This is a genomic window from Lentzea sp. NPDC059081 (genome assembly GCF_042738015.1).
Lineage (GTDB): Bacteria > Actinomycetota > Actinomycetes > Mycobacteriales > Pseudonocardiaceae > Lentzea.
In genome coordinates, this window is the sequence record NZ_JBHYGW010000003.1 from 129,463 (window position 1) to 153,857 (window position 24,395).

A 24,395-nucleotide genomic window follows, 5' to 3' on the forward strand; every position below is an offset into this window, starting at 1 on the left:
CGGAAATCTTCTCAGACCGGGTGGATCAGTTCTGCGCCGTGTCCTGCTGCACCAGGTCGATGCGCTGGTTCGCGGCCGTGACGGGCGCCGGCTTGCGCCGCTTCACCAGGCCGAACACCAGACCGCCGACGCCGGCGGTGACCGCGATCAGACCCACGGGACCCGCAGCAGTACCGGTCATGCTGCTCTCAACCGCAGCGCTCAGTACCAGACTCATGCCGTGCACTTGCCGAGCCTCCCCAAGGCACAGACCCACCCCGGAAGGGTGAACCTTGCTGACTGATTGGCCGCCAAGCTACCGATGGCCGGTAGCGTCGATGCGCCGAATCAGACTATCGGTCACCCGCGATCGGTTCGCACTCGCCCATATGTCGTAGTCCGCTGACGGGCGTTACGCCCTGCGAGCGAAGCCAGGGTCTCGAGCTCACGCACAGTTCGCGCCGATCCGTGCTCCGACCCCGCCATGCGGCTGATGGTCTCCTCCATCAACGTGCCGCCGATGTCGTTCGCGCCGCCGTTGAGGATCTCCGCGGTGCCCTCGTCGCCGAGCTTGACCCAGGAGCACTGGATGTTGTCGATCCGGCCGTGCAGCGCCAGCCGTGCGAACGCGTGCACGGCGCGGTTGTCGCGGCGGCTGGGGCCGGGGCGGGCGACTCCGGCCAGGTAGATGGGGGCGTTGCGGTGCACGAACGGCAGCGCGACGAACTCGGTCAGCCCGCCAGTGCGGTCCTGCAGCTTCGCCAGCACGCGCAGGTGCGTGAGCCAGTGACCGGGGTGGTCGACGTGGCCGTACATCATCGTGCTGGACGAGCGGATGCCCAGCTCGTGGGCCGTTCCGACGACGTCGAGCCAGGTCGCGGTCGGCAGCTTGCCCTTGGTGAGCACCCACCGCACGTCGTCGTCGAGGATCTCGGCCGCGGTGCCGGGAATCGTGTCCAGGCCGGCCTCCTTGAGCTCCGTGAGCCACTCGCGCACGCTCACGCCCGCCTTCGCCGCGGCGGAGACGATCTCCATCGGGCTGAACGCGTGGACGTGCATGTCCGGCAGGCGCTTCTTGATGGCACGCACGACGTCCGCGTAGTAGGTCACCGGGAGCTTGGGGTCGATGCCGCCCTGCATGCAGACCTCGGTGGCGCCGTCGTCCCACGCTTCCTGGGCCCGCTCGGCGACCTCCTCCGCACTCAGCCGGAACGCGTCCGCGTCGCGCTCCCGTTGCGCGAAGGCGCAGAAGCGGCAACCGACGTAGCAGACGTTGGAGAAGTTGATGTTCCGGTTGACGACGTACGTGACGTCGTCGCCGACCACCTCGCGCCGCAGGTCGTCGGCGAGCCTGGTCATCTCCTCGAGCGCGTCGCCGTCGGCGGTGAGCAGCGCCATGGCGGCGTCGGTGTCGGCGAGCAACGCGGCCGGGTCGTTCGCGGCGATCTTCAGTCCACGTTGGACGTCTTCGGAGAGTCGTTGCGGCGCAACGGGAATCTTGAGCTCGTCCCAGTCGCCGTAGACCTCGTCGAAGTCGCCGCGCCGGTCGCTCGTGCGGCCCTCGGTGTCGATCGCGGTGTTGAGGTCGGCACGACCGTACGTGTCGAGCCCGCCGTCGGGCTCCTGCCACTCGCGGCCGACGACCTCCGCGTCCGGGTTCGCGAGGCCGTTTTCCTTGGCCAGCGCGGAAACGTGCGCGGTGAGCCGGGTGTCGATCCACTGCCCGGCCGCCGCGCGGACGTAGCGCGGGTAGACGTTCAGCCTCTCCTGCAACGAGAACCCGGCATCGCGCGTGATGTCCGCGAGCTTGTCGACCTGGGGCCACGGCTTCTCGGGGTTCACGTGGTCGGGCGTGATCGGCGAGACGCCGCCCCAGTCGTCGACCCCCGCGCGCAGCATGAGGCCGAACTCCTCGCCGACCAGGTTCGGCGGCGCCTGGACGCTCACGGTCGACGGCATGACGAGGCGTGCCACGGCGATCGTCGCCGCGAGCTCGGTCAGGTCGGCGTCGGGCATGCCGCGCATCGCCGTGTCCGGCTTGGCGCGGAAGTTCTGGATGATGACTTCCTGGATGTGCCCGTACTGCTTGGCGACCTGCCGCATCGCGAGCAACGACTCGGCGCGCTCGGTCAGGTTCTCGCCGATGCCGATCAGGATCCCGGTGGTGAACGGGACGTTCACCCGGCCGGCGTCGGTCAGGACCCGCAGGCGCACGGCGGGTTCCTTGTCGGGGCTGCCGTAGTGCGGCCCGCCCTTCTCGCTCCACAACCGCTCGGCCGTGGTCTCGAGCATCATGCCCATGCTGGACGCCACGGGCCGCAGCCGCGTGAGCTCCTCCCAGCTCAGCACGCCGGGGTTGAGGTGCGGCAGCAGCCCGGTCTCCTCCAGCACCGCGATGGCACTGGCCCGCACGTAGTCCAAAGTGGACTCGAACCCGCGCGCCTCCAGCCACTCCTTCGCTGCGGGCCACCGCTCCTCCGGCCGGTCGCCGAGCGTGAAGAGCGCTTCCTTGCAGCCCTGTTCGGCTCCCGCGCGGGCGATCGCCAGCACCTCGTCGCGTTCGAGGAACGCCGCCGGCAGCTTGTGCGGCACGGTCGCGAACGTGCAGTAGTGGCACCGGTCGCGGCACAACCTGGTCAGCGGGATGAACACCGACCGGCTGTACGTGACGACCCCGGGACGCCCCTCCGCGAGCAGGTGCGCGTCCCGCACCCTCCCCGCCGCCGCGAGCAGCGAGTCGAGGTCCTCCCCACGCGCGTGCAACAGCACGGCCGCCTCGGTCGCGTCGAGCACAGCGCCGTCCGCGGCCCGCCGCAAGGCACGCCGCATCGCCGCCGCGCTCGGACGGGGCTGCGGTGGGTTCAGAGAGATGTCCACTGCCACGTCAACGACCTTAAGCCGCCGAAATTCCTGATCAGGTGCGACCGGCTGTGGGACATCCCACTCAGCGGACGGAGACCAGCAGTTCCGTGTTCCGGTCGAGCGGCGTGCCCAGCGGGTCGGTGCGCGAGTGGATGTCGTTGTAGGTGAACTCCCGGCACAGGCTGGCCAGCCCCTGGTCACTCCGGTCGTCGTAGTCGACCTGATAGGGCGCATCGGCCTCAAGGAGCGTCGTGAACAGCGATAACGTGCCGTCGCCGTTGTCCGCCACCTCGATGACCCGCGCGTGCTGCGGGTAGTCGACGTGCGCGGCGGTGTTGATCTCCCAGAAGCTCCTGCTCGGCGTGCCGTGCCGATGCGGCGTGATGACGTTGCGGTGTGTGTGCCCGTTGACCCACGCCAACACGTTCGGGAACCGATGCAGCAGGTTGACCAGCGCGTCGCCGTTCATCCGCGGGTCCAACGGCCTGCGCCGGTCCGGCAGCACGTTGCCCATCGTCTTGGACGTGTGGTGGCTGAACAGCACGAACAGCTCGTCGGTGACGTTCTGCCGCTGCGGCAGCCCCAGCCAGTCGTAGTAGAGCGAACTGTTGCGCCGGAGCGTCTTCTCGATCCAGCTGAGCTGGTGCAGCCCGATAGACCCCGCGGAGAAGCCGGCGAGGTTCGTCGTGTCCATGCTGATGCCCGTGACGCCAGGCGCCATCCGGAACGTGTAGAAGACGTCCACACCGTCTGCGTTGGCCTGTGTGTACCCATGCCCGCCCGTAGGCAGATGCTTGCGCACGAACTCGCCGGTCGTGAACAGCCTGCGCCGGTCGTCGGGCGCGACGGTCCTTATCGGCGGGTTCTGGCCGAGGAGGCCCATCGCATCCGGAACGGCTCCGGGGTCGGTGAAGGCTCGCGCGAGTTTTGCGTTCTGCACGGGGTCGCCGAAGCCGAAGATCTTCTTGCTCCCGGTGTACCACCCGTCGAGCAGCCCGTCCGGCAACGCGCCGACCACGCTGTCGTCGTGGTTGCCGATCGTGGCGAACCAGGGGATGTCCAGGCCGGGGCTGGTGAACTGCTTTATCGCCGCGTCGAGCAGTCCTTTGAGCTGCGGGAAGCCCTTGGCCTTGTAGTCGTCCGCGCTTGCGAGGTCCGGCTGCCAGAACGTGCTGATGCCGGCGTTCTGCACGCCTTCGTAGCGACTGTCGCCCGTGTTCGGGGTGATCGCGCCGCCGTTGAGGATCGTGAGGAACCAGTCGAGCTCGACGTTCTCGTGGTTGTCGGTGTTGTCGCCGGTCGTCATGAGGAAGTCGAACGGCCTGCCGGTGAGCGGCCCTCGTTTGACGGCGTTGACGCGCCTTACGAGAGACGTGCTGCCTTGTGCCGTGAGTGCTTCTTGCGGCCGGTGCGCGCTGGAGCCCAGGTACGGGTGGAGGTATTCGAAGCGGAGCGGGCTTTGGGCGTCGCAGATGTGCATGTCGCTGAACTGCACGAAGCTGGCGAGCGCCTGCCTTCGGGCTGCCCGGTTCGGCTTGGCCGGGATCAGGTCGGTGCGGACGACGGTCGGCCAGCCGGGTCCTTCCGCGAGCCTGCGGTAGCCGGTGGCGCCGATCGGCGTGGCCACGGTGTCGAGCGTGGTGCCCGCGGTGGACGCAAACGCTTGGCGCTCCAGGAGTGGCACGCCGGCGGCGCCCACGCCCATCGCGAGGAGGAAGTTGCGCCGGTTGAAGCCCGTCATGGTGTGCGCTCCCGATTCATTGATGGTGAATCGTGTTCATATTCAGGGAGCTGACGGGTGGAATCGAGTGGGCTGCGGGGTGACGGGAGCGATAAAGGCTGCCCGGACTGGGTCAGTCGGAGTAGACGACCATGCGTCAATCAAGCCCTGCCAGCACCTGGCGAAGGTGCTCTTCGAGCCTCGGTCGCTTCTCAGTGAGCACCTGCCACACCAGCGCGTCGTCCACGCTGGCGTAGCCGTGGATGAGGATGTTGCGGAACGCGACGATGCGACGCAGGTCGGGGACGGCGTCGGCAAGTTCGGGAGAGACCTTCGACAGGTTGTTCAACGCTTCGCCGATGATCTCGAACTGCCGCTCGACCGCCGACCGCAGCATCGCATCGGCCAGGTAGTCCGTGAAGGACTTGCCTCCGCTGAACTGCTCAAGCAGTTCAGCGGCGCGCAGCGCATCCCACAGGTACGTGCGGGGGTCACGCTGCATACAGGTTTTCCTTGCTTTCCATGACTTGCTTTCGGAAGTACGGGTTGCGGATGCTCTCGTTGATCACCAGGTCCACCGGCCGACCCAGGATCCGCTCCAAGCCTTCCTTCAGCGCGAAGTAGCTGCCGAAGTGGTCGAAGCCGAACCCGACCTCGAAGTCGACGAGGATGTCGACATCGCTTGTCGCGACGTCGAACGAGCCGCTGACCGCCGATCCGAACACGTCCAGACGCCGAACACTCAGCTCACGGCACAGTTGTTCAATCTCCGCCAGCTTGGCTGCCACGACCTCATGCATCCTCATCACCTCCTACGGGCACGATTGTGCCTGATCCGAGGCGTCAGGTCAGTCCGAGTACGTGACCGTCACTGGCGCGTGGTCCGACCACCGCTCCGCATACGTCGCCGCACGCTCGACCACAGCTGAAGTCGCCCGACCAGCCAACCCCTCAGTGGCGACCTGGTAGTCGATCCTCCACCCGGAGTCGTTGTCGAAAGCCTTCCCCCGGTAAGACCACCACGAGTAAGGCCCAGCCACATCAGGATGCAGCGACCGGACGACATCGCTGTACCCCGAAGAGAACACCGAGGTCATCCACTCCCGCTCAGAAGGCAGGAACCCGGACTCCTTCTGGTTCGTCTTCCAGTTCTTCAGATCTGCCTGCTGATGCGCGATGTTCCAGTCCCCGCACACGACGACCTCACGCCCGGACACAGCCGCCTTCTCCCGCAACGACACGAGATAAGGCAAGAACGCCGCCATGAACCGGTCCTTCTCGTCCTGCCGAGGGGTCCCCACGTCCCCAGAGGGCAGGTACAACGAAGCCACCACCACACCGGGCAGCTCGATCTCCACGTACCGACCGCTGGCCTCGAACTCGGCCACGCCAAAGCCCACACGAACCGAAGAAGGCTCAACGCGCGAGAGCACACCAACGCCCGCACGGCCCTTCAAAGAAGAAGGCGCGTACACGCCGTGCCACCCAACAGGCGAGTGCACTTCCGCAGCCAACTCCGAAGGCTCGGCCCGGACTTCCTGCAGGCACACCACATCCGCCGAGGAAGCGGCGAGCCACGGCAGGTAGCCCTTCTTCGCGGCGGCGCGCAGGCCGTTGACGTTGACCGTGGAGATCGTGAGCACGACGGGGAAGCCTACTGGGAGGCCAGGCCCCAGGGCTTCGGGTACTCGGCACCGCAGCCCGCGCAGTGGGCGGTCAGGTCCAGGTAGCCGACGAGCGTCGCCATCTCGTCGCGGGGCAGGGCGAGCTGGCGCTGGCCCTCGATCTCCGTGTAGAGGCCCTGCCACTCGGGTTCGCAGGTGCACGGCACGAGGTTCTTGGCCCTGCCCCACCGGAACATGTTCCGCAACATGCCCCCAGTATCCCGCAACCGGAGCAATGCGGAGGAAACGGACGCTACTTGCAGGTCGAGTCGCTGGTCAGCGCCGTGAACTGCTGGCTGACCCACCGCTGGTCGCTCAGCATGCGGTAGCCGTTCTCCACGCGCGACTGGGCCGCGGTCACGGCGTCGCGGGGCATCGTCGAGACGATCGGCTGGAGGTCGCCGGGGCCGGAGCGGACGTTCAGGATGTCGGCGGTCACCGTGATCTTGCAGATCTCCGCGGCCTTGTCGCTGCCCATCGGCTTGCCGCCGTTCACGGCGTACATCACGCCGGCGACGCCCAGCACGCCGATCACGATCAAACCCCTGACCGGTACTCCGAACATGACGCCTCCCGACCCGCGAACTGCCTTCAAGCAGCAGATATAGCGGCAAAAACACACGCGAGGACGACGAAACGGGGCAACCACCCGCAAGAGGAACCGACCGGGTGACGCACAAAGGAAAAGGCCACCCCGGCGTGACCGGGGTGGCCTTCCTCAGAGCGCGGACGTCAGAACGACGCCATCTTCTTCTTGAGGTTCTCGTCGAGCGCGGCGAGGAAGTCCTCGGTGGTCAGCCACGCCTGGTCCTTGCTGATCAGCAGGGCCAGGTCCTTGGTCATCTGACCGGCCTCGACCGTCTCGATCACGACCTCCTCGAGCGCCTCGGCGAAGCGGACCACCTCGGGGGTGCCGTCCAGCTTGCCGCGGTGCATGAGGCCACGGGTCCACGCGTAGATCGACGCGATGGGGTTCGTGGAGGTCGGCTTGCCGGCCTGGTGCTGGCGGAAGTGGCGCGTCACGGTGCCGTGCGCCGCCTCGGCCTCGACCGTCTTGCCGTCCGGCGTCATCAGGACCGACGTCATCAGGCCGAGCGAGCCGAAGCCCTGCGCGACCGTGTCGGACTGGACGTCACCGTCGTAGTTCTTGCACGCCCAGACGTAGCCGCCCTCCCACTTCATCGCGGCGGCGACCATGTCGTCGATCAGGCGGTGCTCGTAGGTGAGGCCCTTGGCGTCGAACTCCGCCTTGAACTCCTCGTCGAACACGCGCTGGAAGATGTCCTTGAAGGCACCGTCGTAGGCCTTCAGGATCGTGTTCTTCGTCGACATGTAGACGGGGTAGCCCCGCTGCAGGCCGTAGGAGAACGAGGCGCGGGCGAAGTCCTCGATGGACTTGTTGTAGTTGTACATGCCCATCGCCACACCGCCCTCCGCCGGGAACTCGGTGACGACGTGCTCGATCGGGTCCGAGCCGTCCTCCGGCTGGAACGTGATCGTGAGCTTGCCGGCGCCGGGCACCTTGAAGTTGGTGGCCTTGTACTGGTCGCCGTGGGCGTGACGGCCGATGATGATCGGCTTCGTCCAGCCCGGGACCAGCCGCGGCACGTTCGAGATGATGATCGGCTCGCGGAAGACGACACCGCCAAGGATGTTGCGGATCGTGCCGTTCGGCGAGACCCACATCTTCTTGAGGCCGAACTCCTCGACGCGCGCCTCGTCCGGCGTGATCGTGGCGCACTTGACGCCGACGCCGTGCTTCTTGATGGCGTTGGCGGCGTCGATCGTGACCTGGTCGTCCGTGGCGTCCCGGTGCTCGATGCCCAGGTCGTAGTACTCCAGAGTGACGTCCAGGTACGGGTGGATCAGCTTGTCCTTGATGAACTGCCAGATGATCCGGGTCATCTCGTCGCCGTCGAGCTCGACGACGGTGCCCTGAACCTTGATCTTGCCCATAACTCCGGGCGCTCCTCTCGCGACGATGCAAGCAAGACAAGCGTACTGGTAAACCGCCCACCCGTACCTGCGACCCTGGTTACACCGATTCAGGCTCGCGGTCGGTCGACCGGCTCACGTGCTCCCACTTGTCGATTTCCGCATTCCGTGCCTGGTCTGCCAGACGCACCATATCCACCGCGTCGCTGCCCAGCAGAAGACACAGCGGCGGTGAGTCCATGGCTACCACGTCGAGCAGGACGCGGGCGGCCTTGGCCGGGTCACCAGGCATGTTGCCGTGCGCGCCGCGCATCATGCCGAGCAGTACCCCGACAGACGGAACGTAGTCCTCGCCCGGCTCGGTCACCACCAGGGACGGGCCGGTCCAGTCCGTCTGCATGCCGCCGAGCTCGACGATCGTCGCCTTCACGCCGAACGGCGCGCACTCCGCGGCCAACGACTCGTTGAACCCTCTCAGCGCGTGCTTGGACATCACGTACGGCGCGAGCCCGCCGCCCAGCGCCGTGTGGCCCGCCGTCGAACCCATCGTCAGGAAGTGGCCGGACCGCTGCTTGCGCAGCACGGGAAGCGCGGCCCTGGTGACGTTGACGACGCCCATCAGGTTGATCTCCAGCTGGTCGCGGAAGTCGGCCTCCGCGCACTCCTCGATCGAGGTCACGCGGCCCGCGCCCGCGTTGTTCACGACGACGTCGAGCCGGCCGAACTCGCGCACCGCGGTCGCGACGGCCGCCCTCGCGAGCTCGGGGTCGCGCACGTCGAGTGCAACAGATCTGACCCGGTCGCCGTGTTGAGAGACGAGGTCGTCGAGATCGCGCGGGTTGCGGGCGGTCGCGACGAGCCGGTGGCCGGCGGCGAGCACCGCCTCCGCGATCTTGCGTCCGAGGCCGCGGGAACTGCCGGTGACGAGCCACACCTGCGTCATGTCCGAACTCCATCCGTCGGGAATCAGTTGTCCGGACATATGGAGTTGCTCCCGTGACGCTTGATACCGAACGACTACTGTTCACACCGATCGGGTGATCACTGGAGAGGACGTAAGTGTCAACTGGGCCAACACATGCGATGAGCGGGCTGCTCGCCTGGAGCGCCGTCACCGCCCTCGCGTCGAGTCATCCGATCGGCCAGCTCACGCCGCAGAGCTGGGCCGTCGGCGCGGTCCTGGCCACCGGCGCGGCGCTCCTGCCGGACCTCGACCACCCCGGTTCGACCATCTCGCGCACGTTCGGGGCGCTCAGCAGCGGACTGTCCGCGGGCATCAACGCGTTGAGCAGCTTCGTCTACCGGACCACGCGCCTGAAGCGGGATTCCAAGCGGGACGGGGGACATCGCGGTCTCACGCACACACTCGTCTTCGCGTTGTTCGCGGCCGTCTTCACCACCACGGTCGTGCAGAACAGCCAGAAGTGGGCGTTGCCGGTCCTGATGTTCGTGTTCGCCGGCCTGGCGGTGCGCGGCATCATGAACGACTGGTGCCCCAAGCAGGACGCGCTGCTGATCACCGTGGTGTCGGCGGGCATCACCTGGGCGATGATCGCGTGGACCGCGCAGACGGACGCGTCGGCGGCGGCGTGCGGGATCGCGGTCGGCATCGGGTGCTTCGCGCACTACCTCGGGGACGCGATCACCGAGCAGGGCTGCCCGATCCTGTGGCCGATCCCGATCGCCGGCAAGACGTGGTTCCCCGTGGCACCGCCGAAGATCATGCGGATGAAGACCGGCGGTGTGGTCGAGATGGCGATCGTCGGGCCGATCATCACGGTCCTGTCGGTGTGGCTCGGCCTCGCGGCGTTGCAGGGCACCGGCGCGCTGCCGTTCCTGGACTGGCTGGACCTGCTGCCGATGGGTATCTGAAACGTTCCACTTCCAGCCATTCAGCGGCTACCTGAGTCTCACCCGATCGGTCTAGCCTCCACGAACCCGGTCTCGCCATGTGGAGGACAACGTTGCCAACGCCACAGGCCGAGGTCGAGCGATCCTATGAGCCGCGCTGGCACCATGCGGGGTTCGAACCGCAGGCGGACACACCCTCGTCCGCGCAAGTGGAGGTCAGGTGACCAGCACCTACGTCGGCATCGACGCCGGCCACGAAAACCGCTGGGAAGCGGAGAAGATCGCGCTGGAACTGCACGACACGGTGCTGACCACAGCCCGGACCGTCGTGGTGCACGAGGTCGACGGCCACCACGCGATGTCCTTCATGGTCCCCGTCCCCCCGTCCGACGCGGTGGTGACCTCGCTCGTCGAACAGGGCTTCGGAGTCGCGGTGCGGGGTGCCTCGTCGGCACGTCAGGTAGGCCCGGAGGCGCTTCGAGTAGGCGCCTCCACTGCTGCCGAGGCCCATCAATACCGTCGAGAGGGGCGCGCTCTGCGGTTCCAGGGCCAACGGTCGTTGCGCGGCCGTCACGGCGTCTCGGACATCATCGCGTTCACGGCGATCGAGGCCGTTCTCCCCCGTGGCACGCACACGGTCGACACGCGCGGCAACCTGACGCCGCTGTTCCGGGACGGCAAGCTGGTGCTGGTCGTCGACTAGGTTCGTCGATGTGCGTGACATCGCTGTCTTCAGTGGTTCTGCCCATCCCTCACTCGCCGCCGAGATCTGCGGGCACCTCGGCGTCGACCTGTCACCGAGCCGCCTGACCCGGTTCGCGAACGACTGCCTCGAGGTGCAGCTGCAGGCGAACTGCCGCGAGCGGGACGTGTTCCTGATCCAGCCGCTGGTGCCGCCGGTCCAGGAGCACCTCGTCGAGCTCCTGCTGATGCTCGACGCCGCCCGTGGGGCATCAGCTGCGCGCACGACCGTCGTTCTGCCGCATTACGCCTATGCGCGGTCGGACAAGAAGGACGCGCCACGGATCTCCATCGGCGGACGACTGGTCGCCGACCTGATGGTGTCCGCCGGCGCGTCACGGGTGCTCGCGATGACTTTGCACTCCCCGCAGGTGCACGGGTTCTTCTCGGTGCCCGTGGACCACCTGCACGCGTTGCGCGAACTCGCCGCGCACTTCTCGCAGTACGACCTGACGAACACCGTCGTCGTGTCACCGGACCTGGGCAACGCCAAGGAAGCCGCGCACTTCGCCCGCATCCTCGGCCTGCCCGTCGCGGCCGGCGCCAAGCAGCGGTTCGCGGACGACGAGGTGCAGATCTCCACCGTGATCGGCGACGTGGCCGGGCGCGACGTGATCGTCCTGGACGACGAGATCGCCAAGGGCTCGACGGTGATAGAGCTGCTGGACAAGCTGCGCGAGCGCGGCGCGGGGCCGATCAGGGTCGCCTGCACGCACGGGCTGTTCTCGTCCGGCGCGCTGGACCGGCTGCAGGCGTTCGACGACGTGCTGGAGATCGTCGCGACGAACACCGTGCCGATCCCCGCGGAGAAGACGGTGCCGAAGCTGAAGGTGCTGTCGATCGCGCCGGCGATGGCCGAGGCGATGCGGCGGATCAACGTCGGCGAGTCCGTCTCGACCCTGTTCGAGGCCCCCTGACCTACTCGAGGTGCGCGAGCGCCTTGATCAGGCGCTCCGCCACGTCGTCGGGACCGGGCATCTTGCGCACGACGGCCCGTTGGTGCGCAAGCCCGTGCATCCCGAGCCACAACGCGACCGCGTCCCCGTAGAGGTCGTCGCTGCCACGCGCGATCCCGGCCTCCACGCACGCGCCGAGCCGTTCCGCGAGCAACGTCAGCGGCTCGACGCCCAGTGACTCCAGGTCGTCGTCGGTGATCGAGGTGTCCTCCACCGACGGCGTCCACAGACCGCCGAACATGATCCGGTACCGCTGCGGGTGCGCCCTGGCGAAGTCCAGGTAGGCGTCGCACACGGCGAGGAGTCGCGCGCGCGGATCGGTTCCCGCGTTCTCGTCGGCTTCGCGCAGAGCCGCCGCCAGGCCGTCCATCTCCCGCCGCACCACGGCCAGCATGATCGACGGCTGGTCCGCGAAGTGCGCGTAGATCGACGGCGCCGCGATCCCCGCCTTGCGCGCCACCGAGCGCAGCGTGACCGAGCGCTCGTCGCCGCCCTCGTCGAGGATCTCGACCGCCGCGGCGATGATCTCTTCCCGCAGCTTCCCGCCCTCGCCCCTGCGGTTTCGCCTGCGCGGTTCCGTGTTCGTCACGGTCGTAACCATACACCTGAAAGTTTATGGCCGTTAGGCCTTGCGCTCGTACACTTACGGGCGTTAGCTTATGTCCGTAAGCACAAACGGACCGCAAGGAGCCAGACGATGAACGCCACCACCTCCACCACCCGCGCCACCGAGGTCGTCCTGCCGGGCGTGGTCGAGCCAGAGGGTCTTCAGGTGCGGGTCAGGGACCTGCCCGCGCCGGGTGAGGGCCAGGTCGTCCTGCGCATGGAGGCCACCGGCGTCTCCTTCGCAGAGCAGCAGATGCGCCTGGGCAAGTACTACGACCAGCCGGCGTTCCCCTTCGTGCCCGGCTACGACCTGGTCGGCACGGTCGTCGCCGTCGGGGAGGGCGTGGACCGCGGTCTGAAGCTGCACCGGTTCGCCGTCGTCACCAAGGTCGGCGCGTGGGCCAGCCACCTGGTCGTCGAGGCCGCCGACCTGGTGCCCGTGCCGGACGGGGTCGACGCCGCCGCCGCGGAGACCGTCGTGGTCAACGGCGTCACGGCGTGGCAGATGATGTACCGCACCGCGAAGGTGAAGCGCGGCGACACGATCGTCGTGCTGGGCGCGAACGGCGGCGTCGGCTCGACGCTGGTCCAGCTGGCGCGGCACGCCGGGATCAAGGTGATCGGCACGGCCTCCGCCCGCCACCACGACGCGGTCCGCGAGCTCGGCGCGACCCCCGTCGACTACCGCGACCCGCAGCTGTACGCCAAGATCCGCGAGCTCGCCCCCGAGGGCGTCGACGCCGTGTTCGACCACGTCGGCGGTGCCGGCCTGAAGGAGTCCTGGAAGCTGCTGCGTCGCGGCGGCACGCTGGTCAACTACGGCACCGCCTCGACCAAGGACGAGCCCGGCAACGCGATGCTGCCCGTACTGCTGCTGTTCGCCCGCCTGGCGCTGTGGAACTACCTGCCCAACGGCAAGGGCGCCGGCTTCTACAACTTCTGGGCTGGCAAGCGCTTCCGCCTCACCACCTTCCGCGCCCGGCTGCGCGACGACCTCACGCAGGTGCTCCGCCTGGTCGCCGCCGGCGTGCTGACCCCGCAGATCGCCGCGCGCATCCCGTTGTCGCAGGCCGCCTCCGCGCTGGCCCTGGCCGAGTCGCGCACCGTCCTCGGCAAGGTCGTCATCGTCCCGGAGCCGTGAGCAGGCCCGGCTGCCGCCCGCTGATCGTGGCGGCGGCGACCGCGCTGGTCGACGGCGACCGCGCCGTGACGCTGCGCGCGGTGTCCCGCGAGGCCGGGCTGCCGACCTCGTCGATCTACCCGCACTTCCCCGATGCCGCGGCGATCCTGCGAGCCGTGTGCGAAGGGGCGTTCCAGGAGCTCGAAGCGGCCGTCCTCGCCGCCGACGACGCCTACGCCGCGGGCGTCGCCTACCTGGACTTCGCCCTCGCGCACCCCCGCCGCTACCGCGTCATGTTCGGTGCGGCCGACCTCTCCGAACCGGCGTTGCGGCTGTTCACGACGGTTCTCACCGACTCGGTCCGCACTGATCCCGCGGCGGACGCCCTGACGTTGTGGCTGGGCCTGCACGGCCTGGCCGACCAGCGCGCGGCGTTCCGCCGCTCACCCCCTCAGTTCGCGGTGCTCGCGCCGCGCCTGATCGCGTCCCTCATCTGACTTCCCGGAGGTCCCTGCCATGAACGCCACCGCCGTCCGCGCCGCGGTCGTCCCCGCCGGCGAGGTCGACAACCGCGTCGCCTACCTCGGTTTCGCCTTCGCCTACGTCTTCGGCCACGGCAGCGCGGCGTTGTCCCGCAGCGGCGCGGTGGAGATGCCGGGCTGGCTGCCGGTCGCCCTGCTCGGCGCGGGTCTCGCCGCCGGCACCGCCTTCGCCATGACGTCCTCGCTGCGGGCCCAGCGCGGCGCCCCGGAGGCCCGCCGACGAGCGGAGAGGCTCGTCGGCACGGCCTGGGTCACCGGGTTCACCGCGCTGGCGCTGGCGATCACCGGCCTGAGCACGGCGTTCGACCAGCCCGACCTGCAGACCGTGCTCTGGCCGACGGGGTCCAGCATCGTGGTCGGCATGATCTACCTCGCCGAGGGCGTCGTCCGCCGCAACGCCCTGCACTACAACCTGGGCACGTGGCTCGCGCTGATCGCGGCGGCGGCGTTGTTCGTCCCCTCGCCAGGACTTTTCGGCGTGCTGGCCGTGCTGGGCGGCAGCGCGTACCTGCTGGCGGCGTTCCTGGAGCGCCGACGCCTGGCCGCGCTGGCTGCCTGACGTCTTACAGCTGCACTCGCACCGTGACACGACCCTTGTCGTCACGGTGCGATGTGGCATGTCCGGTCCGTTGGGTGCCATCGAGTTCCAACGTGAGAGGGGCTCCCTCGCCGTTGAAGTTGCGCCACCAGCTCTTGGAGTCCGGCATCATCACCTTGATGTCGACGACATCGCCTTTGCGTTGGTAGCCAACGGGTGTGGTGAACGTACGACCTGACTTGCGGCCCGTGTAGGACACGACGGTGATGCCCTTGCGCACGAGCTTCCCGACGAGCGGAGCGTCGCGCAGCCCGACGACGCACTTGTTGAACCGGCCGACGAGCGGTGCCTTGAAGTCCATGTCCACGAACGTAACCTCGTAAGTGGAGAACCCCATCCACTTGACGTGAAGTGAGAAGAAGTGACCACCGAACCGTCTCAGATGCGTGCCGACGCGCGAGAGAACCGCGCACGGGTGCTGACCGTCGCACGGGAACTGTTCGCCGAACGCGGGATCGACGTGCCGATGGCCGCTATCGCACGCCGTGCGGGCGTCGGCGTCGCCACGTTGTACCGCCGCTTCCCCACCAAGGAAGCGCTGGTGATGGAGGCCTTCACCGAGCAGTTCGCGGTGTGCCAGGCGGCGATCGAGGAGGCGCTCGCGGACCCCGACCCGTGGCGCGGCTTCAGCACGGTGATCGAGAAGGTGTGCCTGCTCCAGGCGTGCGACCGCGGGTTCACGGCCGCGTTCGTCGCGTCGTTCCCCGAGATGCAGTCCGAGGTGCGTGACCGGACGTGGGAGTGCTTCGCCGCGTTGGTGCAACGAGCCAAGGACAGCCGTGTGCTGCGCGCCGACTTCTCGCCGCACGACCTGACGTTGGTGCTCATGGCCAACGCCGGGCTCACGGGCGTGCCGGTGGAGATGTCGACGGCCGCGTCACGACGGCTCGTCGCCTACCTGCTGGAATCGTTCCGCAGCGGCACGGACGAGCTGCCGCCGCCCGTGCCGCTGGGCCTCGACCTCGTGCTGACCTAACCGGGATGCGCGCCGACGGTGTCGCGGATCTGGGCGCCCAGGTCGGACGAGCCCGTCCGGGCGCAGTGGGCGCAGCAGAAGAACTTGCCCTCCACCTCCACACCGTGCCCGATCACGCGGCAGTCGCAGTGCTCGCAGCGCGGCGCCAGCCGTTGGATCGCGCACTCGAAGCTGTCGAACGTGTGCACACCACCGCCGACGGTGCGCACCTCGAAGGCCATCCAGTACTCGTTGCCACAGACGTCACAGGTCGCCATGCGCGGAAGACTGCGGCAGGTCAGCCGGCCCGGCAACTCGGCCGTCGAGTTGCGCGACCGAGATTTCCGGGGCAGCCGGACCCGAGTCCACAAAGGACTGACTCGAACCGGGGACACACCTCGTCCGTAGGAGGAAGCGGGAAGGAGGAAAACCGGATGCTGAGCGGGACCGGCCGGATTCGAACCGGCGTTCTCCCTCCGTTCCGGAGGGCGCGTCGACCACTGCGCTACAGGCCCCATCGCCACCGCGCCACTCACACTAGTCGGCGAATCGCGGGCCGTATGCCCTGCGAAAGTGTTGGACCCAATAAGGTTCGTGCATCAACCTCGGACTGGACGGTGTCGTGCCAGGGATCGACTACTACGAGTTGCTCGGTGTCAGCCGGGGCGCCAGTGCCTCGGAGATCAAGTCGGCCTACCGCTCTCTCGCCAAGGTCATGCACCCCGACGCGGGTGGGACGTCTGGCGGCTTCCGCCTGCTCCAGGAGGCCTACGAGACGCTGAAGGACCCGGTCCGCCGAGCCGACTACGACCGCCCGGTGCGCGTGGCACCCACGCCCACCCGCCCGGCAGCACGCCCGCGACCTCGCCGAACAGGCCACACGGGCCGGCTGCGCGACTTCGGCGACGACCCGAACTACATGGCACCGCGCCCGCGGGTCGACCTGGGCTCGATGGACTGGTGGAACCGAATCGACCTGGGCGCCCGAGTCCGCTACGTCCCCGCCACAGGCCTCGGCCACGCCCCGGCAGCAGCCGCGATCGGTGGCTGGTTCGTCCTGTTGCTCCCGTTGGCCATGCCCCTGTCCCCGCTCCTGCTGGCCGTCTGGCTCCCCCTGGTGGCGGGCGCCGGTTACGGAGCGTTCCGACTGGTCCGCCGCTACACCGCCCTCGCCCGAGCCGAACGGGCGTTCGCCGGCGAGTACGACGGGAACACAATCTTCGGCCGTCCGGGTGAAAACAGACGCGAAAGACTGACCGCCGGCCTCCTCACCGAGTACCTCACGCAGCTACCAGGAGTGCGCATCTTCCACGGCCTGGCCTGGCCGGGCTCGGTCTTCACCGACGTGGACCACGCCCTGCTCTGCGGCCGCCGCCTGGTCCTGATCGAGTCGAAGTCGTGGCTGCCAGGCCACTACTACTGCGACGAGGACGGCGAGCTCTGGCGCAACGGCCACCCGTTCCGAGGCGGCGGCACCCAGCTGCTGGACGGCGTCGAACGCTTCGCCGAGCTCCTGCCGTGGCTGGAGATCCGCGGCGCCCTGGTCGTCTACCCCTCCCGAGCCGGCGAGGTCACCTGCGACGACGACCTCGACTTCGAGGTGCCGCCGATGACGCCGGAGCAGTTCGTGCGGGAGATCGGCGAGTGGCTGGCGGACGACCCGGCGACGGTGGACCGGGAGGCGCTGCGGGTGCTGGTGCGTCAGGTGGTGTCGGAAGTGCGGGTGGCGGGCGCCTAGCCCACACCGCTGAGCAGCGCTTCAACCCTCGTGCGAGCATTGCCGCCATGACCCGCACGGTGTGCCTCGCGCAGAACCCCGACGCGGACGCACTCCTCGCGTCGGACATGTTCGCCCTGCTGACCGGAATGCTGCTCGACCAGCAAATTCCCATGGAGAAGGCCTTCTCCGGCCCCAAGGTCCTGGCCGACCGCATGAACGGCCTGGACGTCCACCGCATCGCCGACACCGACCCCGAGGCCTTCGCAACGATCATGGCCACCCCGCCCGCCGTCCACCGCTTCCCCGGCTCCATGGCCAAGCGGGTGCAGGCGATGGCGCAGTTCGTCGTCGAGCACTACGACGGCGACGTGACCGGGATCTGGGCCGACGGCGACGGCAAGGAGGTGTTCAAGCGGCTCAAGGCCCTACCTGGGTTCGGGGACCAGAAGGCCAAGATCTTCCTCGCCCTCCTGGGCAAGCAGTTCGGCGTCGAGCCGGCCGGGTGGCGGGAGGCTGCCGGGCACTACGGCGAGGCCGGGGCCAGGCGCAGCGTGGCCGATGTGACGGACCAGAAGTCGTTGCTGGAGGTCCGGGACTTCAAGAAGGCTGCCAAAGCGGCCAAGAAGTAGCCCTGCTGTTCATCGTCTGGTCCACTGGACGCACGCCGCCGTCCCCGACGAGGTGCCATCGTGCCTCGCGGGAGAAGGGGCGTTGCGATGCGCATCAAGGCGATCGGCGTTTTCACGGTCCTCGTGCTCGGGCTCATGGCCACACCTGCGCAAGCGAGCGCGTGGCCTGGCGACTCGGCCATCAGGACGGCTGACGGTTCCAACGTGTTCGGCAAGAACCTGAGCGGGCTGTCGTTCGAGAGCGCGAACACGCTCTGGGCCGTCAAGAACAGTCCGGCCACGCTCTACCGGCTCACGCCGTCGGGCAGCGCCTGGCAGATCGCGCAGAGCAGGGCGTTGAGCTTCGCGGACGGACAGGGCGATCCGGACGCCGAAGGTGTCGTGAGCACGCCGGACGGGTTGTTCGTCGTCTCCGAGCGGGACAACGACGACGAGGACGTCAGTGCACCGACGGTGCTGAAGTACGGGACGCAGAGCACCGCGGAGCAGCAGTGGGCGTTACCGGGCATGCCGGAGACCGATCCCAACGAAGGGCCCGAGGGCATCGCGTGGGTGCCGGACACGTTCCTCACGGCGCAGAGTTTCAAGGACGACACCGGAAAGCTCTACAACCCGGCTGACTATGCGAACCACGGCAGCGGGCTGGTCGCGGTCGGGCTCGAGGCGACCGGCGAGATCTACCTGTACGCCCTTCAGAGCACGGCAAAACTGATAGCCAAGTTCGCGAGCGGGCAGAAGCAGGTCATGGAGCTCGAGTTCGACGGCACGCGGCTGTGGGCGACCTGCGACGACCACTGCGGCGGACGTGCCACCACGTTCACGATCAGCGGCGGCAAGTTCAAGCTCACCAACACCTACGACCGGCCGTCGAAGCTGCCGAACCTCAACCTCGAAGGCTTCGCGATCTCTCCGAGCTGCATCAACGGCAAGAGGACGGCGATCTGGTCGGACGACGACAACACCGACAAGCACGCTCTGCGCAGCGGCACCCTCGACTGCCCGGCCTGAAACAGGATTGTCGGGGTGCGGAACTAAGCTGCGGCGCGTGACCGCACCCCAGATCCCCGGCCTGTCCGGCCTGAAGCCGTTGGGCGCCGGTGGGTTCGCCACCGTCTACGTGGCGCACCAGGCCCAGCTGCACCGCAACGTCGCGGTCAAGATCGACAACCGGGTGCTGGTCGACGAACGGGACCGGCACCGGTTCCTGCGGGAGGCGCGGGCGGCGGCCAAGCTGTCCGGGCACCCGCACGTCGTCGCGGTGCACGACGCGAACATCACGTCCTGGGGCACGCCCTACATCGTCATGGAGCTGTGCACGGGCGGGTCGCTCGCGGACCAGCTCGACAGCAACGGGCCGTTCCACCCCGAGCAGGTGCGCGACCTCGGCATCAAGCTCGCGGACGCCCTGGCCGCCGCGCACCAGGAAGGTGTGCTGCACCGGGACATCAAGCCCGGCAACATCCTCGTCGACCGGTACGGCACGCCGAAGCTCGCGGACTTCGGGCTCGCGGCGCTGCTCGACGCGCAGGGCGGCAGCACGGTCACCAGGGACGCCCTGAGTCCCAGCTACGCGCCGCCCGAGGCGTTCGCCATGGCCGAGCCGACGCCGCAGGCCGACGTCTACTCGCTCGCCGCCACGCTCTACACGCTGCTCGCCGGCAAGCCGCCGCGGCCGGTTCCGTGGCCCATCAACAGCTTCGACCAGCTCGGCGAGATCCTGCGCCGGCCGGTGCCCGCTGTCGACGGGGTGCCGCCCGCCCTGCACGAGGCACTGGCGCGGGCGCTGCACCCGGACGCGAACCTGCGCACGGCGAGCGCCGCCCAGCTGCGCGACGAGCTGCGCGACCCGATGCGGCAGCCCACGGTGCCGGTCACTCCCCCGCCCCAGCGCAAGCGGTGGCCGGTGGTCACGGCCGCCGCGGGAGTCGTCCTGGCGATCGGCGCCGGCCTGCTCGCGTGGAACCTCCTCGGCAACGACCGGACGAACGCGCAGGGTCCCGGCCCGCAGACGACGCAGCCGCCCGGTGCCGACGACGTGCCGCCGTTCCTCAAGAAGTGCGGCGAGACGTTCTGCGTCGACCAGTCCACCTGCTTCCGCGGGATCAACAACTTCGGCGGCATGCCGGCGGCCGCGCGCAAGGTCGGCACCTGCGCCGACGAGCACTACTGGGAGGCGTTCGCGGGTGGGTGGCTCTCCGGCGAGATCCCGGCGGTCGACTCGGACGAGCTGGCGGCCTCGGCCGAGGTGAAGGGCGTCTGCACGCCGGAGGCCATGAAGGCCAACACGCGTCCGACGGTCGACACGACGGGCTGGGAGATCACCGCGGTCGGGTTCAAGGACGGCAACCGCAACTACTTCCTCTGCCTCGCCTCGCAGCCCGAGGTCGGAGAGGTCGTGACCAGCGCGTTCGGCAAGTAGGAAAATCCACTTGCGACGGTCGCTAACGTAGACCGACGTGCGTGTTCACGCCGATTTGATCATTGCTGGATTCCGAAGGTACTCGACCTACCGCCAAGCGATGCTGGCCGGAATGACCACGAACGTGGTCTTCGGCCTGCTGCGGGTCGCGATCCTCGCCGCCGCCCTCAAGGCGGCGAACGGTGAGATCGCCGACTACGACATCGCTGCCGCCAACACGTACGTCTGGATCGGGCAGGGGCTGCTCGGGTTCGTCCTGCTGTGGGGGAACAACGAGCTCGCCGAGCGAGTGCGATCCGGTGACGTGGTAGTAGACCTCTATCGGCCGTGGCACCTGCAGAGCGCCTTGCTCGCGCAGGACGTCGGCCGCGGCGGCTTCGCCTTCCTGACCAGGCTGGCGCCGCCGACGCTGTTCGGCATGCTGCTGTTCCCGTTCCAGTTCCCCGAGAACCCGCTGCGGTGGCCGCTGTTCCTCCTCAGCGCCCTGATCGCGCTGGTGATCAGCTTCGGGGTGCGGTTCCTCGTGGAGGCCAGCGCGTTCTGGCTGCTCGACAACCGCGGGGTGTTCGCGTTCTGGAACGTCACGTCCGGCCTGCTGTGCGGGCTGACCGTGCCGATCTCGTTCTTCCCCGAGTGGGCGCGCGACCTGCTGTGGATGACGCCCTTCCCGGCGTTGGTGCAGGCTCCGATCGACGTGTTCCTCGGGCACGGCAGCACCGTGGAACTCCTGCTCCGCCAAGTGTTCTGGGCCGTCGCGGTGCTCGCGATCGGCCACCTCGCGTTGCGCGGGGCCGAGCGCAAGGTGGTGGTCCAGGGTGGCTGACCTCATCTACCCCAAGCTCATCGGCGCGAGGCTGAAGAGCCAGCTGTCCTACCGCTCGTCGTTCGCGATCGACCTGGTCACGCAGGTCATCGCCCAGGGCTACGAGCTGATCGTCATCCTGGTGCTGTTCTCGCACATCACCGCGCTCGGCGGGTTCAGCCGGGAAGAAGTGCTGCTGATGTACGCGCTCGCGGGAGCGGCGTTCGGGCTCGCGGACCTCTTCGCGGGACAGCTCGACTACCTGCCGAACTACATCCGCACCGGCAACTTCGACGTGCTGCTGATGCGCCCGCTCGGCACGTTGCCGCAGATCATGTGCTCCGACATCCGGTTGCGCAGGATCGGGCGCATCTCCGGCGCACTCGCCGTGATGGCCTACGCGCTCAGCCACGTCCCGATCGACTGGACGCCGGCGAAGGTCGTGCTGGCGATCGCGACGCCGCTGGCGGGTGCCGTCATCTACGGCTCGGTCTGGGTGGTGGCCTGCTCGATCTGCTTCTGGATCGTCGAGGGTCGCGAGTTCGCCAACGCCGTCACGTACGGCAGCGGTGCCTTCACGTCGTACCCGATCAACGTCTACACACGGCCGTTGCGCTGGCTGATGGCGTTCGTCGTGCCGGGTGCGTTCGTGGCGTACTACCCGAGCCTCGCGCTGCTCGGGAAGCAGGACCCGCTCGGTCTACCGGGCTGGGTCGGATGGACATCACCGCTCGTCGCGGTCCTGGCGACGGTCGTCGCCGGCGCCGTGTGGCGGTTCGCGGTCGGGCACTACCGGGGAACGGGATCATGATCGAGGTCAGGGAGCTCCGCAGGGAGTTCAAGGTCGCCACGTCGAAGGGCTTGCGCCGCAACTACAAGACCGTCACGGCGGTCGACGGCGTCACGTTCGGCGTCGAGCGGGGCGAAGCCGTCGGGTACGTCGGGCCGAACGGCGCCGGCAAGTCCACGACGATCAAGATGCTGACCGGGATCCTGGTCCCCACCAGCGGTCATCTCCTGGTCGACGGCGTGGACCCGGCCAAGCAGCGACGTGACCTGGCGAGGCGGATCGGTGTCGTGTTCGGCCAGCGCAGCCAGCTCTGGTGGGACCTGCCGCTGCGGGACAGCTTCGACCTGCTGAAGTCGATCTACCGGGTGCCCGCGCAGGACTACCGGACCAGGCTCGACGAGTGCGTCGAGCTCCTGGGCCTGCAGGACCTCCTGGTCACGCCGGTCCGCCAGTTGTCGCTGGGGCAACGCATGCGCGGCGAGATCACGGCGGCCCTGCTGCACGCGCCGGAGCTGCTGGTGCTCGACGAACCGACGATCGGCCTCGACCTCGAGTCCAAGGAACGCCTGCGGGAGTTCTTGGCGGACATCAACACCCGCCGCGGCACCACGTTGCTGCTCACCACGCACGACCTGGACGACATCGAACGCCTCTGCCCGCGGCTGATGGTGATCGACCACGGCCGCGTGCTCGCCGACGGACCGCTCGACGAACTGCGCGCCGAGGTGACCCCCGACCGCGAGCTCGTCATCGACCTGCGGGAACCCGGACCCGCACCGGACGTCCCTGGAGTAACGGCGGTGCGCAGCGAGGCCAACGGGCTGCGGCACCACCTCACGTTCAGGAGAGCGGAGACGACGGCGGCGCAGTTGATCACTCAGGTGGTGCGGCAGGTGGAGGTCCACGACCTCGCCGTCGTGGAGCCGGAAATCGACGACGTCATCCGCAAGCTCTACCAACGCCAGGTCGACCAGCCCCGTTCGTCGGTAGAGTCGTAGCCAACAGAACCGGACACTTCGGGCAAGAGGGAGAGCGAATGCGCCTTGTTGGGACGCTGGCAGCAGCCGTCATCGCGTTGGGCAGCCTGACGGCCTGCGACACGATCCAGGACGTCAGCAACACCGCGGACAAGGTCAAGCTGTGCGCTGACGCGATCCAGCTGGTGGGGTTCTCGCCGGACCTGAGTGACCCGCAGAAGGCCCTGGAGGACACCCAGGCCAAGGCGAAGGAGCTCGAGAACCTCGCGAACTCCGCGCCCGACGAGCAGGTGAAGAAGGCCCTCGAGGAAGCGGCCAACGGCATGCAGAACGTCGGTTCGGCCGCGGACTGGGTGCAGCAGAAGGCCGACCTCGTCGCGAAGGTGTCCTCGGCCTGCGGCGGATGAGCACTTGAGGCCCTGTTGCGCACCTCCGGTGGCGGCCTAGGCTTTGACGCGTTCGTCGCGCAGGCCTCACGCCGCACACCGGAGGTGTTGCAGCACCATGCAAGCAACAGTGGGTGACAGGCTCCACGTCCACAGCCGCTCGATCGGTCTCGAAGAGCGGCTGGGCGAAATCCTCGAAGTGCGCGGGAACGACGGCCACCCGCCGTACCTCGTGCGCTTCAACGACGGGCACGAAGGTCTGGTGTTCCCCGGACCCGACTGCGTCGTCGAGTCGCGGGGCGGCATCTAGCCCTGCAGGACCGTCGCGATCAGCTCCTCGGCCAGCTGAGGAGTCGCTGCGGCCACCCCTGACCACCGGTGGGTGAGGTCGGGCTCGAACGTGAACGGCCGCCCGTGCAGGTCGACCAGCACCCCGCCCGCGGCCGGCACGGTGACCAGCGCCGTCGCGAGGTCCATGATCCGGTGCGTGTCGCTGCCGGGGTCGATGAACGCGTCGACGGTGCCCTCGGCGACCAGCATCGTCTCCAGGCACGTCGTGCAGAGCACGCGGATGCGGTCGGCGCGGTTCGCGATGCGCAGCCACGCGTCCTGGGTGCCGGTCTTGGGCCGCATCAGGCACACCGACGCGCCGTCCACTGTGGTGCGTCCGGTCGTGCGGAACGGCGTGGGCACTCCTGCGCGCGCATGCCACGCACGGCCCGTGTCGAACCACGTCGTGAGAGCTTCTTTCGCCGTGCCGTCTTCCACGAGCGCACCGGCGAAGCAGGAGAGGGGAACGCCGAACGCGGCGTTCGCCGACCCGTCGACGGGGTCGATGACCAGCGTGATCGACGAGCCGTTGTCGACGAACCCGGCTTCCTCGGAGAGCAGGTTCACGCGACTGCGGTGGATCGACTCCAGGATCGCGTCCTCGACGATGCGGTCGACGCGCATCGTCGGTGTTCCGTCGGCGCCGTCCGCGACTTCCTCGCGGAGCTCGAGGCGCGTGTGCAGAGATCGGGCGCGTCCGTACGCCGCCGACGCCGCGCGGGCGGCGTCGGCGAGCGCGGGATGCACGTCGTCGGAGAGCTGTGGCTGGGGGACGTCCCAAGGAATCAGCACGTCCCCACCCTGCCACGGAAA

The 24,395-nt window shown here is 68.4% G+C and carries 30 protein-coding genes and 1 tRNA gene; 16 read left to right on the top strand and 15 right to left on the bottom strand.

What is annotated here, in order from left to right; translation table 11 throughout:
• Nucleotides 1-25: 25 nt before the first annotated feature.
• The 10 genes from ACFWV3_RS08125 to ACFWV3_RS08170 all read right to left on the bottom strand — a co-directional run bounded on the left by ACFWV3_RS08125 (nucleotide 26) and on the right by ACFWV3_RS08170 (nucleotide 9,103).
• Entirely contained in the window at nucleotides 26-217 is a 192-nt protein-coding gene (locus ACFWV3_RS08125; protein WP_382409635.1) for a hypothetical protein, read from the bottom strand.
• A gap of 122 nt (nucleotides 218-339) precedes the next feature.
• Nucleotides 340-2,862: a bifunctional FO biosynthesis protein CofGH gene (locus tag ACFWV3_RS08130; RefSeq protein ID WP_382409637.1), complete on the bottom strand. Its 2,523-nt coding sequence runs from the start codon at nucleotides 2,860-2,862 to the stop codon at nucleotides 340-342.
• Nucleotides 2,863-2,923: 61 nt separating this feature from the next.
• Entirely contained in the window at nucleotides 2,924-4,582 is a 1,659-nt protein-coding gene (locus ACFWV3_RS08135) for a TIGR03767 family metallophosphoesterase (RefSeq protein ID WP_382409639.1), read from the bottom strand.
• Between the two features lie 136 nt (nucleotides 4,583-4,718).
• The gene (locus tag ACFWV3_RS08140) at nucleotides 4,719-5,063 is read right to left on the bottom strand and encodes a DUF86 domain-containing protein (RefSeq protein WP_382409641.1); all 345 of its coding nucleotides are present in this window, start codon (nucleotides 5,061-5,063) and stop codon (nucleotides 4,719-4,721) included.
• Entirely contained in the window at nucleotides 5,053-5,349 is a 297-nt protein-coding gene (locus ACFWV3_RS08145) for a nucleotidyltransferase family protein (protein ID WP_382409643.1), read from the bottom strand. The genes ACFWV3_RS08140 and ACFWV3_RS08145 overlap by 11 nt, the downstream gene beginning before the upstream one ends.
• Nucleotides 5,350-5,409: 60 nt before the next feature.
• Nucleotides 5,410-6,204, bottom strand: coding sequence for an exodeoxyribonuclease III (locus tag ACFWV3_RS08150; protein WP_382409645.1), 795 nt, complete (start codon nucleotides 6,202-6,204; stop codon nucleotides 5,410-5,412).
• 11 nt (nucleotides 6,205-6,215) lie between these two features.
• Nucleotides 6,216-6,434 carry a hypothetical protein gene (locus ACFWV3_RS08155; RefSeq protein ID WP_382409647.1) on the bottom strand — a complete coding sequence of 73 codons (219 nt, stop codon included), beginning with the start codon at nucleotides 6,432-6,434 and terminating at the stop codon, nucleotides 6,216-6,218.
• Between the two features lie 44 nt (nucleotides 6,435-6,478).
• Nucleotides 6,479-6,790 (bottom strand): SH3 domain-containing protein, encoded by a 312-nt coding sequence (locus tag ACFWV3_RS08160; protein ID WP_382409649.1) that lies wholly within the window; start codon nucleotides 6,788-6,790, stop codon nucleotides 6,479-6,481.
• Nucleotides 6,791-6,957: 167 nt separating this feature from the next.
• A complete protein-coding gene (locus ACFWV3_RS08165) occupies nucleotides 6,958-8,181 on the bottom strand; it encodes an NADP-dependent isocitrate dehydrogenase (protein WP_382409651.1) in 1,224 nt (407 codons plus the stop codon).
• A gap of 79 nt (nucleotides 8,182-8,260) precedes the next feature.
• Complete coding sequence (locus ACFWV3_RS08170) at nucleotides 8,261-9,103, bottom strand: SDR family NAD(P)-dependent oxidoreductase (RefSeq protein ID WP_382409653.1); 843 nt, start codon at nucleotides 9,101-9,103, stop codon at nucleotides 8,261-8,263.
• 116 nt (nucleotides 9,104-9,219) lie between these two features.
• Between ACFWV3_RS08170 and ACFWV3_RS08175 the strand changes: the two genes are divergently transcribed.
• The 3 genes from ACFWV3_RS08175 (at nucleotide 9,220) to ACFWV3_RS08185 (ending at nucleotide 11,669) form a co-directional block, all read left to right on the top strand.
• Nucleotides 9,220-10,032 carry a metal-dependent hydrolase gene (locus ACFWV3_RS08175; protein ID WP_382409655.1) on the top strand — a complete coding sequence of 271 codons (813 nt, stop codon included), beginning with the start codon at nucleotides 9,220-9,222 and terminating at the stop codon, nucleotides 10,030-10,032.
• 199 nt (nucleotides 10,033-10,231) lie between these two features.
• On the top strand, nucleotides 10,232-10,714 hold the full coding sequence (locus ACFWV3_RS08180) for a hypothetical protein (protein ID WP_382409657.1): 483 nt from the start codon (nucleotides 10,232-10,234) through the stop codon (nucleotides 10,712-10,714).
• A gap of 10 nt (nucleotides 10,715-10,724) precedes the next feature.
• Nucleotides 10,725-11,669 carry a ribose-phosphate diphosphokinase gene (locus ACFWV3_RS08185; RefSeq protein WP_382409660.1) on the top strand — a complete coding sequence of 315 codons (945 nt, stop codon included), beginning with the start codon at nucleotides 10,725-10,727 and terminating at the stop codon, nucleotides 11,667-11,669.
• Between the two features lies 1 nt (nucleotide 11,670).
• Here ACFWV3_RS08185 and ACFWV3_RS08190 read toward each other — a convergent pair whose 3' ends face one another.
• Nucleotides 11,671-12,297: a TetR/AcrR family transcriptional regulator gene (locus ACFWV3_RS08190; protein WP_382409662.1), complete on the bottom strand. Its 627-nt coding sequence runs from the start codon at nucleotides 12,295-12,297 to the stop codon at nucleotides 11,671-11,673.
• A 108-nt stretch (nucleotides 12,298-12,405) separates the two neighbouring features.
• Between ACFWV3_RS08190 and ACFWV3_RS08195 the strand changes: the two genes are divergently transcribed.
• From ACFWV3_RS08195 to ACFWV3_RS08205, 3 genes are read left to right on the top strand one after another with little or no spacing between them, the layout of a single operon-like run.
• Nucleotides 12,406-13,455: a medium chain dehydrogenase/reductase family protein gene (locus ACFWV3_RS08195; RefSeq protein WP_382409664.1), complete on the top strand. Its 1,050-nt coding sequence runs from the start codon at nucleotides 12,406-12,408 to the stop codon at nucleotides 13,453-13,455.
• Nucleotides 13,452-13,931, top strand: a complete 480-nt coding sequence (locus ACFWV3_RS08200; RefSeq protein ID WP_382409666.1) for a TetR/AcrR family transcriptional regulator — start codon at nucleotides 13,452-13,454, stop codon at nucleotides 13,929-13,931. The genes ACFWV3_RS08195 and ACFWV3_RS08200 overlap by 4 nt, the downstream gene beginning before the upstream one ends.
• Before the next feature lie 19 nt (nucleotides 13,932-13,950).
• Nucleotides 13,951-14,535: an ABC transporter permease gene (locus ACFWV3_RS08205; protein ID WP_382409668.1), complete on the top strand. Its 585-nt coding sequence runs from the start codon at nucleotides 13,951-13,953 to the stop codon at nucleotides 14,533-14,535.
• A gap of 4 nt (nucleotides 14,536-14,539) precedes the next feature.
• Here ACFWV3_RS08205 and ACFWV3_RS08210 read toward each other — a convergent pair whose 3' ends face one another.
• On the bottom strand, nucleotides 14,540-14,875 hold the full coding sequence (locus ACFWV3_RS08210) for a nitroreductase/quinone reductase family protein (protein ID WP_382409670.1): 336 nt from the start codon (nucleotides 14,873-14,875) through the stop codon (nucleotides 14,540-14,542).
• A gap of 60 nt (nucleotides 14,876-14,935) precedes the next feature.
• Here ACFWV3_RS08210 and ACFWV3_RS08215 point away from each other — a divergent pair, with 60 nt between their 5' ends.
• The gene (locus ACFWV3_RS08215; protein ID WP_382409672.1) at nucleotides 14,936-15,550 is read left to right on the top strand and encodes a TetR/AcrR family transcriptional regulator; all 615 of its coding nucleotides are present in this window, start codon (nucleotides 14,936-14,938) and stop codon (nucleotides 15,548-15,550) included.
• Here ACFWV3_RS08215 and ACFWV3_RS08220 read toward each other — a convergent pair.
• Nucleotides 15,547-15,807: a Prokaryotic metallothionein gene (locus tag ACFWV3_RS08220; RefSeq protein ID WP_382409675.1), complete on the bottom strand. Its 261-nt coding sequence runs from the start codon at nucleotides 15,805-15,807 to the stop codon at nucleotides 15,547-15,549. The two genes, ACFWV3_RS08215 and ACFWV3_RS08220, sit on opposite strands and share 4 nt — an antisense overlap.
• A gap of 164 nt (nucleotides 15,808-15,971) precedes the next feature.
• Nucleotides 15,972-16,045, bottom strand: a tRNA-Ser gene (locus ACFWV3_RS08225).
• Between the two features lie 106 nt (nucleotides 16,046-16,151).
• Here ACFWV3_RS08225 and ACFWV3_RS08230 point away from each other — a divergent pair.
• From ACFWV3_RS08230 to ACFWV3_RS08270, 9 genes are all read left to right on the top strand, one after another.
• Complete coding sequence (locus ACFWV3_RS08230) at nucleotides 16,152-17,267, top strand: DnaJ domain-containing protein (protein ID WP_382409677.1); 1,116 nt, start codon at nucleotides 16,152-16,154, stop codon at nucleotides 17,265-17,267.
• A 47-nt stretch (nucleotides 17,268-17,314) separates the two neighbouring features.
• A complete protein-coding gene (locus ACFWV3_RS08235) occupies nucleotides 17,315-17,878 on the top strand; it encodes an HhH-GPD-type base excision DNA repair protein (RefSeq protein WP_382409679.1) in 564 nt (187 codons plus the stop codon).
• 87 nt (nucleotides 17,879-17,965) lie between these two features.
• Nucleotides 17,966-18,886 (top strand): esterase-like activity of phytase family protein, encoded by a 921-nt coding sequence (locus ACFWV3_RS08240; RefSeq protein ID WP_382409681.1) that lies wholly within the window; start codon nucleotides 17,966-17,968, stop codon nucleotides 18,884-18,886.
• 37 nt (nucleotides 18,887-18,923) lie between these two features.
• The gene (locus ACFWV3_RS08245; protein ID WP_382409683.1) at nucleotides 18,924-20,297 is read left to right on the top strand and encodes a serine/threonine-protein kinase; all 1,374 of its coding nucleotides are present in this window, start codon (nucleotides 18,924-18,926) and stop codon (nucleotides 20,295-20,297) included.
• 112 nt (nucleotides 20,298-20,409) lie between these two features.
• Nucleotides 20,410-21,120, top strand: a complete 711-nt coding sequence (locus ACFWV3_RS08250; protein WP_382409685.1) for an ABC transporter permease — start codon at nucleotides 20,410-20,412, stop codon at nucleotides 21,118-21,120.
• Nucleotides 21,113-21,910: an ABC transporter permease gene (locus tag ACFWV3_RS08255; protein WP_382409687.1), complete on the top strand. Its 798-nt coding sequence runs from the start codon at nucleotides 21,113-21,115 to the stop codon at nucleotides 21,908-21,910. Before ACFWV3_RS08250 ends, ACFWV3_RS08255 begins: the two co-directional genes overlap by 8 nt.
• The gene (locus tag ACFWV3_RS08260) at nucleotides 21,907-22,887 is read left to right on the top strand and encodes an ATP-binding cassette domain-containing protein (RefSeq protein WP_382409689.1); all 981 of its coding nucleotides are present in this window, start codon (nucleotides 21,907-21,909) and stop codon (nucleotides 22,885-22,887) included. Before ACFWV3_RS08255 ends, ACFWV3_RS08260 begins: the two co-directional genes overlap by 4 nt.
• Nucleotides 22,888-22,925: 38 nt before the next feature.
• Complete coding sequence (locus ACFWV3_RS08265) at nucleotides 22,926-23,273, top strand: hypothetical protein (RefSeq protein ID WP_382409691.1); 348 nt, start codon at nucleotides 22,926-22,928, stop codon at nucleotides 23,271-23,273.
• A 97-nt stretch (nucleotides 23,274-23,370) separates the two neighbouring features.
• On the top strand, nucleotides 23,371-23,562 hold the full coding sequence (locus tag ACFWV3_RS08270; protein ID WP_382409693.1) for a DUF1918 domain-containing protein: 192 nt from the start codon (nucleotides 23,371-23,373) through the stop codon (nucleotides 23,560-23,562).
• Here ACFWV3_RS08270 and ACFWV3_RS08275 read toward each other — a convergent pair.
• A complete protein-coding gene (locus ACFWV3_RS08275) occupies nucleotides 23,559-24,374 on the bottom strand; it encodes an inositol monophosphatase family protein (protein WP_382409695.1) in 816 nt (271 codons plus the stop codon). The genes ACFWV3_RS08270 and ACFWV3_RS08275 overlap by 4 nt on opposite strands.
• Nucleotides 24,375-24,395: the final 21 nt, after the last annotated feature.